Origin of the sequence: uncultured Oscillibacter sp. (assembly GCF_910587525.1) — a bacterium.
Taxonomy (GTDB): Bacteria; Bacillota; Clostridia; order Oscillospirales; family Oscillospiraceae; genus Oscillibacter.
Window position 1 is genome coordinate 1 of the sequence record NZ_CAJULS010000075.1, and the last position, 11,656, is coordinate 11,656.

An 11,656-nucleotide genomic window follows, 5' to 3' on the forward strand; every position below is an offset into this window, starting at 1 on the left:
TGCGTCCTCTTTTTTTGCCCTAGGGCAAATGAAATTTTTCTACTTATGCTCAGCTCACATAAAATATCGTCTCCAGGATCTCATCTTTGGTGATGGTGCCGAACAGCTCCCCAATGGGAAACGTATCCAGCACCTCCGCCACCGCTTCCCGGCGGAAGGCGCAGCCCTCCAGCGCGGCCGTGAGGCCATCCAGCGGCGCGACCGCCAGAAAATCGCCATAGAACACGATACCGGTAATGCGGCCCTCTTTTACCGCAGTCCGGACCTCCAGCCCACCGCCCTCAAAGCGGCGCTTGTTGGTCATGTCATATTGGGGAGAGCGGCCGTAATTCCACTCCCAAGTGTCGTATTTGGCGCATTTCAGTGCCTCCACCGCGGCCAGCTCCTCCGCCGCCAGGCTGCCGGTCACCATTCCGTTCCCGGCCAGGGTCTTTTTCAGATACTCCCAAAAGGCCCCAATCTCCATATCCGCAGACAGGAAATCCCGAATGTTGCCGATGCGGCTGCGGACGGACTGAGTGCCCTTGGACTGAAACTTCGCAGGGTCCACATTCAAAGCCCCGGCCACCATGCCGGGATCCGCGCTGAAGAGCAATGTGCCGTGGTGCAGGATACGGCCCCGCACCACCCGCTGGGCGGTGCCGGAGACCTTGCGGCCCTCCACTAAAATATCATTCCGGCCCGAGGCCTCCGCCTGGAGGCCCAGGCCCTGCAGCGCTTCCACAATGGGACGGGTAAACCGCTCCATGGTCAGCCGCTCCGCGTCGCCCACGTCGGTGATAAAGGAGTAGTTGAGATTCCCCAGGTCGTGGTACACGGCGCCGCCGCCGGTGGACCGGCGGACCACATTGATGCCGTGGGCCTCTACAAACTCCCGGTTGATCTCCGCCTCCGTGTTCTGGTTCTGCCCCACCACAATGGTGTTGTCGTTCTGCCACAGCAGCAGGTACTCTCCGTCCCGCCGGCGCTCCAGAACAAGCTCCTCAAAAGCCAGATTATAATACGGATTTTGAGACCTGGTCTCCAGATATGTTACCGCCATAAAGCACTCCTTCTGCCGGACAAAACTTGCCGCGGTCTGGCGGTCTGTTGGTCATACCATCCAACCGCACTTTTACAATACCAGCTTTATCCGAATTCGTCAAGCATCTTAAAAAAGTCTTAATGCCAAAAAAAACAGCAAATTCCCAACAGTTTGCACAAAATTATTCCATCAATTCGAATGGTCCGGATACTTTCGGGCAAAATCCTCCACGATTTTCAGATGCAGATCCATCTCCCGTTTGGCCCGCTCTTCATCCCGGTCCCGCACCGCCTCGTAAATGGCCATATGGGACTCCTGGCTCCGCCGCTGATAGTCCGGCCTGCCGAAAAAGCGAATACGGATGTCGGCAATCATGCTGTTGACCAGGTGGATCGTAGCCGCCAGCATCATATTGTGGCTGGCAATGGCCAAGGCGTCGTGGAAACGAAGATCATTCATATAGTCGTCCGGGTCGCTCTCCAGCACCCGGACAGCCTCCTCCAGCGCCGCCAGATCCTCCTCCGTCGCCCGCTGGCAGGCAAGGCCCGCGATGGCCACTTCATTGACCCGGCGGAACTCGCCGAAATCGTCCTGGATGTTGGGCTTGTTGGAAATCCGGACAAAGGATATAGACCGCTGTATATAGTCCGCGTCCCGGATCACCACCTTTCGGTTGCCCCGGTTTTCAATGGCACCCAGAAACTCCAAAATGGCAAGGCACTCCCGCAGCGAGCCCCGGCCTACACCCAACATCTCCGCCAGATCCCGCTCAGAGGGAAGCTCCTCACCCACATGGACGTCGCCCCGCTCAATGGCAGAAATCAGCGTCTGCATCACCAATTCCGGTATTTTGGGCAGCGTATGTTGTTGAATTTTTTCCAGCTGCATATTGTCTCCTCCCCCCTTTTTTGGTAAGGCCATCTTACCATCAAAGTTATTTTGTGTCAACGAGAGAAGCGGCATAAAAAACGACGGTTTTGGAATTCACATCATCGAAAACTGCTGTTTTTACGTATTTTCACCATAGATACTGAATTCTATTTTATGAAATAATCCGCTTCCTCATCCAGCAAAGCCAAAAAGTCATACAGAGACTCCGCGATCTTACGGGCTGCGGAAAGATAATACACCGCGCCATCGTTGACTCCCACGTAAATCAGGCTGTCCTCATCTCCAAATGTGCAGAACGCGAGGAGGTGATTTTCCTCCAGATTTTCCCACGCGCGCATTCGAAAGGTGATATACAGGTCCTCACCGTCCTCGTCTTCCGGCTCAAAATACAGATCCAACAGCTCCCCCGGAGCGAAAACGCGGTAATGTCCCTTTTTTCCGCTGTCATCCGCACATAAAAAACCAAATCCGGTCTCCCTGTAAAACTCCATGAAATCCTTCGGGAACGCAATGGACAATTCGTCTTCGATGTCCAGAATATTCTGCCCCTCTTTGGAAAAATCGACTGGCACAAAATAGTGCCTCGCGATGCCCGATTGAACGCCGCTTCTGAAGGCGCTCCAGTCCGTGTGAACATATCTGCTCCATTTTTCAAACATTTTCATGCCGCCTCTCATTTGGTTGGAATCCCTCTTTCCGCTCCCAAACCGCCGCCCCCCCAAAGCCGCTCCAGGCGGTCCCTCCGCGTTTTCAGCTCACCGCACTCCGGGGAGAAAGCCGTCTGGCATATCGAAAAATTTCCTCCTGCACTCCGGACACTCCGCAGGGAAAACCAGCGGACAGAATTTCGGCTTGACGTACCAGATGCGGAGATGCTCCATGGCGCGCAGGCAGTCCTCCTCTTTCAGAACATCCAGCCCCCGCAGCGGCGGAGGCGCGTAATACGGAAACGCAAACCCGCAGCAGGGGCAGCGCCAGAAGAATTTTGGCGTACGCCTCAGCCCCCGGCAGACAGGGCTCAGCAAAACCGGCAGAATGAATACAGCGGCCAGGAAAGCAAAAAGCGCGCTTTCATCCAAACAGGAATCAAACGCCTCCTCGCCGCGGATGACAAGCGTACCGCACAATGCAAGCCCGCTCAATGCCATCAGAAATACGCAGCCCCACTCCAGCAGGAACAAAGCCCCCACGAAGGCGCGGCACCGCCGGAACCGGGACGGCATCCGGGGGTAGATATGCGGAAATGGCTTTTCCAGATTCTCCCGCCGCAGCTGCCAGTCCGTCATATCGTCCGTCCACCTCTTCAAAGGCCCTCACCCTGCCGCCAGACGAAGATCCCAGGGACGATCAGCGCCAGGGCGCCGCACACCGCGGCGACCCAGGAGACCCCCGCCATGGTTCCGGCGACGGCCGCCAGCCCCGCCCCCAGCCAGACGCCTCCTGTTAGGTGGTGGACGGCGTCCCAGTCCGCCCCGGGCCGCCCCGTCAGGGCAAACCCCAGGGAGACCCGGGAATCCCGGGGGCAGTCCCACATATGGGAGCCCAGGAGCAGCAGCAGAAGGCCCAGTACGCAGGGGGCTGCAAAGGGCAGGTCCCAGGCCCGCCCGGCGGACTGGAGCATCATGCCGCCGCAGAACAGCACGGAGATAACGGGAAATCCCCACCGGCCCACCAGACGGACGTGGGCCTTGGGCACGGTCATGCGCTTCTGGTTCACCAACAGCTGGTAGTGGGCCAGAAGATCCAGCACACACATCAGTCCCGGCAGGGCGAACACCACCGCCCACCGGGGCAGGGAGTCGTCCCTGCCGTCCATGCCGACCAGGCCGGTCTCCACGATCTCCGGGATCTCCTCCCACAGCCGCAGGCCCAGGATGACGGGCAAGGCGCAGCAGATCAGTGTCACCGACAGCAGCAGCCTCCCCTTGGTTTTGGACACGTGCTTGCCGAAGAGACGTGCGCCCTCCATCTCCGCCTGCCGGGAGGCGGGGTCCAATGTTTTTTTCTTTTTCTGAGCGCTCATATCGGGAGGCTCCTTTCTCCAGTTTACCGGTACAGTATACCGCAGACAACCGCTTTAGGCAAGAGATGCCCCGAAAGTTCCTTCCGCCCTGTATACCGCCAGGGCAGTTTCACCCGCCGGCATTGTAACAGACGGATTTCTGCCCATTAATTTCCTGGAGCATCCGCTGCCAGGCGGGAAAAACTGGTGCAAATCGATTTCCAACAATAAATCCGCAATTCAGCGGCCATCTGTCCATGTAGCTATTGTGCCTCTCTCAGAGAACCGGCGTCAAACGGCAAAAGCATGTATAAAGAGCAGCGGAAAGGGCCGGGTGAAAAGCCGCTTGACATTCCCGGGGGGCGGTGTTACCATCATACGAGCGCCATCCGCCTCTGCGGACGGCGGCGAATCCAGACAGAAAAGAGGAGATTCTCCATGCCCGGAGCGGTCTTTCTGGAGCTGGCGGCCTACGCCTGTGCCACCACCTTCTCCCCCGGCCCCAACAACATTCTTCTGCTCAGCTGCACCAGCAAATTCGGGCTCAAAAAATGCCTGCCGCTGATTTTCGGCATCTGGACCGGCCTTTTATCGGTCATGCTGATCTGCGGCTTCGGCTGCGCCTGGCTGGGTGAGCTGGTCCCCCAGATCGTCCCCTACGCCAAGTACATCGGCGCGGCCTACATTCTCTATCTGGCCTACCGCACCCTGCTGCGCAAGACCGGCTCCGCCGGGGAGGACAGCGCCGCCCCCCTCACCTATGTTAACGGCTTCCTCCTGCAGTTTTTGAACGTCAAGATCCTCTCCTTAGGCATCGCCGCCTACTCCGGCTACATCCTCCCCCATGGCTTCCAGGTGCCTATGATCCTGGGCTTCGCGGTTACTATGGCGGGCTGTGCCGCCACTGGGAACCTGATCTGGGCCACTATGGGCACCATGCTCTTTCCCCTGTACAAGCGGTTCAACACCGCCATCAACGTGGTCATGGCCCTGCTGCTGGTGTGGTGCGCCTGGAAAATCGTCTTCATGTAAGTGCAAAAAGGGAGCCACGCCATCAGGCGCGGCTCCCTTTTTTGCTTATGTAAGCGCTCAGTAGGCGCCCATAGCGCCGGTGCTGTCCGCCCGGAGCCTGAAGCGCTTTGTCTCCGCCTCCAGCTTGTGAACCTCCTCAAACAGATCCGCGCTGACGGCAGCGGACTCCTGACTGCTGGCGGAGTTGGTCTGGACTACGGCGGAAATCTGACCGATGCCCTCGGTAACCTGGGCAATGGACTCCGCCTCACCCTCCACCGCCTGGGCAATCTCGCCGATGGCGCTGTTAGACTGGACTACCAGCTCCAAGGTCTTTTTCAGCGTGGCGGAGACCTCCTCCACGATGTGGCTGCCCCGCTCTGTGGCCTGAACGGAGTTGTCGATCAGGTCCTTGGTGGCCTTGGCGGCCTGATCGGATTTGGCGGCCAGATTCCGCACCTCGTCGGCCACAACGGCAAAGCCCTTGCCGGCGCTGCCAGCCCGGGCGGCCTCCACGGCGGCGTTCAGGGCCAGGATGTTGGTCTGGAAGGCGATATCCTCAATGGTGGCGATGATCTTGCTGATCTGCTCGGAGGCCTTGGTAATGTCCGCCATGGCGGAGATCATCTCGTCCATCTGCTGGCTGGAGATGGTGACCTGCTCGCCGGTGAGGCGGGCGTTCTCCTGGGCGGAGGCGGCAATCTTCACGTTCTGGGCCGCGTTTTTGCTCAGATCATCCACCGTGGCGTACAGCTCCTCCACAGCGCTGGCCTGCTCCGTGGCCCCCTGGGCCAGGGCCTGGGCGCCGCTGGAGAGCTGGTCGGCATTGCTGGACACCCGCCCCTGGGCCTGGCTGATCTTGCCCAGGGCTGCGGAGATGGTGGCGGTAAAGCTGTTGAGGGAGTCCTCAATGGACTTGAAGTCCCCGATATAGGGCTGAGAGGTCCGTACATCGAAATTGCCCTGGGACAGCTGGTCCATCACAGTGTTCAGGTCCTGCACGTAGGCGTGGACCTGGGCCATGGACTTCTCCAGTGTGGCGGACAGGTCGCCCAGCTCGTTGTTGCCGTACCGGCCCAGTTCCAGGTCCAGCCGGCCCTCCTGCAGGGGGGCCGTGTTCCGGGTGATCTCCAGAATGGGCCGCACCACACGGCGCAGGACATACTGCACCAGGCTCAGCAGGCACACCAGCGCCAGCACCAGGCAGACCAGGCATAGGATATTCATCAAAAGCGTGATGTTCTCCACCGCGGCCATGCTCTCCTCGCTCATGGCCGACGCCTCCTCAATCACCTGGTCCAGCAGCCCCACCAGGGTGGTGAGGTTGGCCTGAATGGTCTCCTGATAGTAGGACTGGGCCCGGGGCGCGTTGGTCTCCAGCATCTCCAGCACCTTGACGGCGGACTCGTGGAGCTCCTTGTGCAGCGGCTCCATCTGGGCGCGGAGGGCCAGGATCTTCTCGTCGTCCGTGCCCTCCTCGCCGTAGAGCCACTGGCCCAGGACGCAGGTGGTGGGATCGATGCTGCCGGTGAAGTCCTTGCCGGCGTACAGGGCGTTGCTGAGGCCGCTGGACCACTTGTAGTGCGCCGCCTCGGCGGTCTGGGCACGGTTCAGCAGGGCGAAGGCCTCGGCGTTTTCCGCCTCGGCCCGCTTGATCCGCATGATGTTCACCGTCGTAACGACGCTGAACAGCACCACGGAGAGCAGCGCCGCGACTACCCGGTACCCAACCATCTTGTTGATGCTCTTGCGCATAGTATGACATCCTTTCTCATCATAAAATCAGGGGACAGCCTCGGCGCGGCCCCCTCTCGCCCCGCCAGGGCGGACGGGGCACCGCCTGTTGGCGGCCAGAATTTCTCTCAGTCGGTATTATATCATAATCCTGGAACTTTGCAACATAAATTCCGTGGAGGATTCTGGAAAGTTTCGATTAGAAACTGTTGACAATTCCGGCGCAATCCGGTAGTATATCTCTTCGAGCAAAAGGAAAAAAGGAGGGAGAAGTCCGCGTATGGATCTGCTGCTGACCGGCGGGGCCGTCTTTTTGGACGGACGCTTTCAAAATCTGGACGCCGCCATCTCCGGCGGCCGTATTGTTTCCGTTTCCCCCACCCTTCCAAAGGAAGGCTTTTCCGTCATTGAACTGCATAACCGTTTTCTCGTTCCAGGTTTCGTTGATGTCCACGTCCATCTTCGAGAGCCTGGATTTTCTTATAAGGAGACGGTGTTCTCCGGCACCTCGGCAGCGGCCGCCGGGGGCTATACGGCGGTATGCGCCATGCCCAACCTGAATCCGGTGCCGGATTCCATGGAGCACCTCCAAACCCAGCTGAACATCATCGAAAGAGATGCCAAGGTCCGCGTCTATCCTTACGGGGCCATCACCTGCGGAGAAAAAGGCGAGCTGCTGGCAAACCTTCAGGCCATGGCCCCCTATGTCCCCGGCTTCTCCGACGACGGCCGGGGCGTCCAGTCCGCGGACATGATGCGCGATGCCATGTCCCTTGCCAAAAAGCTGGACAGGCCCATCGTGGCCCACTGCGAGGACGAGTCCCTGCTGCAAAAGGGCTGGGCGGTCCACGACGGAGATTTCGCCCGGCGAAACGGCCTCCCGGGCAATGAGCCCGCCAGCGAGTGGCGGCAGGTGGAACGGGACCTCCGGCTGGTGCGGGAGACCGGCTGCCGCTACCACATCTGCCACGTCTCCACCAAAGAGAGCGTGGCCCTGGTCCGCGCGGCCAAGGCCGAGGGACTGCCGGTGACCTGTGAGACCGGGCCCCACTATCTGGTCCTTTGCGACGGCGACCTCTTGGACGAGGGCCGTTTCCGGATGAATCCCCCCATCCGCTCCGCCGCGGACCGGGACGCTCTGGTGGAGGGACTGCTGGACGGAACTGTGGACTGCATCGCCACGGACCACGCCCCCCACTCGGCAGAGGAGAAATCCGGAGGGCTCCGGGGCAGCCTCAACGGCATTGTGGGCCTGGAGTGCGCCTTTCCCGTGCTGTACACCAACCTGGTGGAGGCCGGCATCGTTCCCTTTGAAACGCTCTTGAACGCCATGTGCGTCAATCCCCGGCGCATTTTCGGCCTGCCGGGGGGGGCCATAGAGGCAGGCCAGATCGCCGACCTGACGGTGCTGGACCTGAACCGCCCCGGAGTCATCGACAGCGGCTCCTTCCGCTCCCTGGGCCGGGCCACGCCCTTTGACGGCTGGGGCGTCTCGGCGGCCGTGGCGCTGACCATCTGCGGCGGAGAGATCGTATACCATAATTTACAAAATCCGGAGGAGGTCCCGCTGTGAAGCAGTCAAACTTTACTGTCGCGCGCACGCACCAGCTCACCCGGGACGTTTGGGAGCTGGTCCTGGCCGGGGACACCTCCGCCATCACCGCCCCGGGACAGTTTGTCAACATTGCCCTGCCGGGGAGGTTTCTCCGCCGGCCCATCTCCGTCTGCGACTGGACAGCGGGCGAGCTGACCCTGCTGGTAAAGAAGGCCGGGGAGGGCACCCGGGAACTGGTGCGCATGGCTCCCGGCACAGAGCTGGACGTGCTCAGCGGCCTGGGGAACGGCTTCAACCCGGCGAAGGCTGCGGGAAAAAACGCCGTCCTGGTGGGCGGCGGCATCGGCATTGCGCCGCTGGTGGGTCTTGCGAGACAGATGCTGGAAGCAGGGCAATCCCCCATCATCGTATTGGGCTACCGCTCGGCGGAGGAGTCCTTCTGCCAGGCGCTGTTCGCCGCCTGGAACATGGACCTGCGGATTGCCACAGAGGACGGAAGCCTCGGCGCCAAGGGCTTTGTCACCGATCTGCTGAGGACCTTTTCGGAGGACATCTACGTCCTGGCCTGCGGGCCCACGCCCATGCTGCGCTCCATCTGCAGCCTGCCTAATGTCACCGGCGGGCAGTTCAGCTTCGAGGCCCGGATGGCCTGCGGCTTCGGGGCCTGCGTGGGGTGCTCCATCCCCACGGCAAACGGCCCCCGCCGGGTCTGCAAGGACGGGCCTATCTTCCAAAAGGAGGAGATCGTATGGTAGATCTGTCGGTCAATCTTGCGGGCGTAACGCTGAAAAATCCCATCATTCCCGCCTCCGGCACTTTTGGCTACGGCCGGGAGTTCGCAGAGCTCTATGACCTGAACATCCTGGGCTCCTTCTCCTGGAAGGGCACCACCGCCGCCCCCCGAAGCGGCAATCCCCAGCCCCGCATTGCCGAGACTCCCGGCGGAATGCTCAACGCCGTAGGCCTCCAGAATCCCGGCATAGACACCGTCATCGCGGAGGAGGTCCCCAGCATTGCCAAAATCTTTCACGGGCCGGTGATTGCCAACATAGGGGGCTTTACGCTGGAGGAATACGCCGAGAACTGCCGGAAGCTGGAGGATGTGGAACAGGCGGCCATTCTGGAGGTCAATATCTCCTGCCCCAACGTCCACGCCGGGGGAAAGAACTTCGGCTGCGACCCCAAAGCCGCCGCGGAGGTCACCCGGGCGGTGCGGGCCGTGACAAAGAAGCCAGTTTTCATGAAGCTGACCCCTAACGTCACCGACATCGCGGAAATCGCCCGGGCCTGCGAGGCTGAGGGCGCCGACGGCCTGTGCCTCATCAATACCCTGCTGGGCATGCGCATCGGCCTGAACACCCGCCGGCCCATCCTGGCCAACTGCACCGGAGGCCTCTCCGGTCCCGCTGTCTTCCCGGTGGCGGTGCGGATGGTGTGGGATGTGTATGAGGCGGTAAAGATCCCCATCATCGGCTGCGGCGGCGTGGACAGCGCCGAAACCGCGGCGGAGATGATGCTGGCGGGAGCCGCCGCCGTGGAGGTGGGGGCCGCCAACCTGAAAAACCCCTGTGCCTGCAAGACCATCATTGAAACTCTGCCAGCCGTCTGTGAGCGGCTGGGCGTGACAAAAATTTCTGAACTGACAGGAGGCGCGCACCATGGCTAACGACGTGATCATCGCCTTGGACTTTCCCGCCAGAGAGGAGACCCTGGCCTTTCTGGACCGCTTTCCAGACGGAGAGAAGCCCTTCGTAAAGATCGGCATGGAGCTCTACTATGCCGAAGGGCCTACCATTCTCCGGGAGATGAAGGCCCGGGGACACAAAATTTTCCTGGATTTGAAGCTCCACGACATTCCCAACACGGTAAAGCGGGCCATGGCCGTTCTCTCCCGGCTGGACGCGGACATGGTGAACCTCCATGCCGCCGGGGCGTCGGAGATGATGAAAGCCGCTCTGGAGGGCCTCACCCGGCCCGACGGAAGCCGCCCCATCCTCATCGCCGTCACCCAGCTGACCTCCACCGGCGCCGCGGCCCTGAAGGGCGAGCTTCTCATCGATACCCCCATGGCGGAGACGGTGCTCTCTTACGCCCAAAACGCCGCCCGGTGCGGCCTGGACGGCGTGGTCTGCTCCCCCCTGGAGGCAGCGCTGGTGAAAGAGCGCTGCGGCGAAAACTTCCTCACCGTCACCCCGGGCATCCGCTTTGCCGGCGGCGACGTGGGAGACCAGAAGCGGATCATGACGCCGGAAAAGGCCGGAAAGAGCGGCTGCGACTACATCGTGGTGGGCCGTCCCGTCACCCAGGCGCCGGACCCGGTGGATGCCTACCGCCGGGCGGTGCGGGAATTCCTGGGGTAATGCGTCCATTCCTGTTTTTTCCGGTATTGCTCCTGTTTTTTCTGGCTGGCTGCGGCACGCAGGAGGCGGCTTCACCGGATTCCCCTGCGTCCCCGCAGGCCGTGCACGGCACTGTCCGGTACGACTCCGGCAACACGGTCAGCCCCTGCCGGATCAGCGACTACTATGTCAATTCCAATGAGGGCATCTATGTGTTCGTGGACTATCCCGACTACTACCAGGCCGGTGGGAATGAAATTGCGGAGCTGATCCGTCAGGCCGCGTACAACGGGTGGACCATGGGGGCTCTCACGGAGCGTCCAAACACCACCGTCACCGTGGATTATGAGGTCACGCGGAACGACGCGCGGTATTTTTCAGCGGCGTTTCTATTCTGCTCCATGACCCAGGGCGGCGCGTATCCGGTCTCCAATGAGTACGCCGTGACCATTGACCGCACAACGGGCGAACCCGTTCTGCTCTCCGATCTTCTGAGCTTTGACGGTCCCCAGGATCTGGAGCGGCTCATCCCAGAGGCGTTCACGGCCCTTGGAAACTGGTTTGACCTGCCTCCCCTGGAGGAGCTGGCATCCCGGTACACGGACTCTCTGACCTATGACGAGAGCAAAAACTTTTATCTGACGGAGGACAGCCTGTGTCTGATCGTCTCCGACGGCAGGTATCATTATGTCCTGGAGGCTCCGCTGTCGTCCCTGTCCCTTTCATCGGAACCATAAAGAAGGAGGATTTTTCATATGACCCTGGAACAGACCATTGCCCACGACCTGCTCTCCATCGGAGCGGTCTTTCTCCGGCCCGATGAGCCCTTCACCTGGGCCAGCGGCATCAAAAGTCCCATCTACTGCGACAACCGCCTGACCCTCACCGCCCCCGCCGTCCGCACCCACGTGGAGGAGGGGCTGGCGGACCTGATCCGAAGGCACTACCCGGAGGCGGAGGTCCTGATGGGCACCTCCACCGCAGGCATCGCCCACGCCGCCATCGTGGGCCATCTCATGGGCCTGCCCATGGGTTATGTCCGCTCCGGCAGTAAGGACCACGGCCGCCAGAACCGCATTGAGGGCAGGCTGGAAGCTGGA

General features: G+C 60.9%; 12 protein-coding genes and 1 pseudogene. 7 read left to right on the forward strand and 6 right to left on the reverse strand.

The annotated features are described in order from the left end of the window. Positions 1–49: 49 nt before the first annotated feature. From QZ326_RS08020 to QZ326_RS08040, 5 genes are all read right to left on the reverse strand, one after another. Entirely contained in the window at positions 50–1,042 is a 993-nt protein-coding gene (locus QZ326_RS08020) for a lipoate--protein ligase (protein ID WP_295743653.1), read from the reverse strand. Between the two features lie 171 nt (positions 1,043–1,213). Continuing rightward, entirely contained in the window at positions 1,214–1,912 is a 699-nt protein-coding gene (locus QZ326_RS08025) for a FadR/GntR family transcriptional regulator (RefSeq protein ID WP_295743656.1), read from the reverse strand. A 149-nt stretch (positions 1,913–2,061) separates the two neighbouring features. Continuing rightward, a complete protein-coding gene (locus QZ326_RS08030) occupies positions 2,062–2,580 on the reverse strand; it encodes an SMI1/KNR4 family protein (protein ID WP_295743659.1) in 519 nt (172 codons plus the stop codon). Positions 2,581–2,670: 90 nt separating this feature from the next. After that, positions 2,671–3,201, reverse strand: coding sequence for a hypothetical protein (locus QZ326_RS08035; protein WP_295743662.1), 531 nt, complete (start codon positions 3,199–3,201; stop codon positions 2,671–2,673). A gap of 17 nt (positions 3,202–3,218) precedes the next feature. After that, entirely contained in the window at positions 3,219–3,938 is a 720-nt protein-coding gene (locus QZ326_RS08040; protein ID WP_295743665.1) for a hypothetical protein, read from the reverse strand. 417 nt (positions 3,939–4,355) lie between these two features. On the opposite strand from QZ326_RS08040, the gene QZ326_RS08045 reads away from it, so the two are divergent. Continuing rightward, positions 4,356–4,949 (forward strand): LysE family transporter, encoded by a 594-nt coding sequence (locus QZ326_RS08045; RefSeq protein ID WP_295743669.1) that lies wholly within the window; start codon positions 4,356–4,358, stop codon positions 4,947–4,949. A 57-nt stretch (positions 4,950–5,006) separates the two neighbouring features. Here QZ326_RS08045 and QZ326_RS08050 read toward each other — a convergent pair whose 3' ends face one another. Continuing rightward, the gene (locus tag QZ326_RS08050) at positions 5,007–6,683 is read right to left on the reverse strand and encodes a methyl-accepting chemotaxis protein (protein WP_295743672.1); all 1,677 of its coding nucleotides are present in this window, start codon (positions 6,681–6,683) and stop codon (positions 5,007–5,009) included. A 259-nt stretch (positions 6,684–6,942) separates the two neighbouring features. Between QZ326_RS08050 and QZ326_RS08055 the strand changes: the two genes are divergently transcribed. The 6 genes and pseudogenes from QZ326_RS08055 to QZ326_RS08080 all read left to right on the forward strand — a co-directional run. Then, positions 6,943–8,235 carry a dihydroorotase gene (locus QZ326_RS08055; protein ID WP_295743675.1) on the forward strand — a complete coding sequence of 431 codons (1,293 nt, stop codon included), beginning with the start codon at positions 6,943–6,945 and terminating at the stop codon, positions 8,233–8,235. Further along, positions 8,232–8,972: a dihydroorotate dehydrogenase electron transfer subunit gene (locus tag QZ326_RS08060; RefSeq protein WP_295743677.1), complete on the forward strand. Its 741-nt coding sequence runs from the start codon at positions 8,232–8,234 to the stop codon at positions 8,970–8,972. The genes QZ326_RS08055 and QZ326_RS08060 overlap by 4 nt, the downstream gene beginning before the upstream one ends. After that, a complete protein-coding gene (locus QZ326_RS08065; protein WP_295743680.1) occupies positions 8,966–9,883 on the forward strand; it encodes a dihydroorotate dehydrogenase in 918 nt (305 codons plus the stop codon). Before QZ326_RS08060 ends, QZ326_RS08065 begins: the two co-directional genes overlap by 7 nt. Further along, on the forward strand, positions 9,876–10,577 hold the full coding sequence (pyrF, locus tag QZ326_RS08070; RefSeq protein ID WP_295743683.1) for an orotidine-5'-phosphate decarboxylase: 702 nt from the start codon (positions 9,876–9,878) through the stop codon (positions 10,575–10,577). Before QZ326_RS08065 ends, pyrF begins: the two co-directional genes overlap by 8 nt. A gap of 101 nt (positions 10,578–10,678) precedes the next feature. After that, complete coding sequence (locus tag QZ326_RS08075; RefSeq protein ID WP_295743685.1) at positions 10,679–11,293, forward strand: hypothetical protein; 615 nt, start codon at positions 10,679–10,681, stop codon at positions 11,291–11,293. 18 nt (positions 11,294–11,311) lie between these two features. Continuing rightward, a pseudogene (locus QZ326_RS08080) lies at positions 11,312–11,656 on the forward strand (orotate phosphoribosyltransferase); the annotation flags it as partial.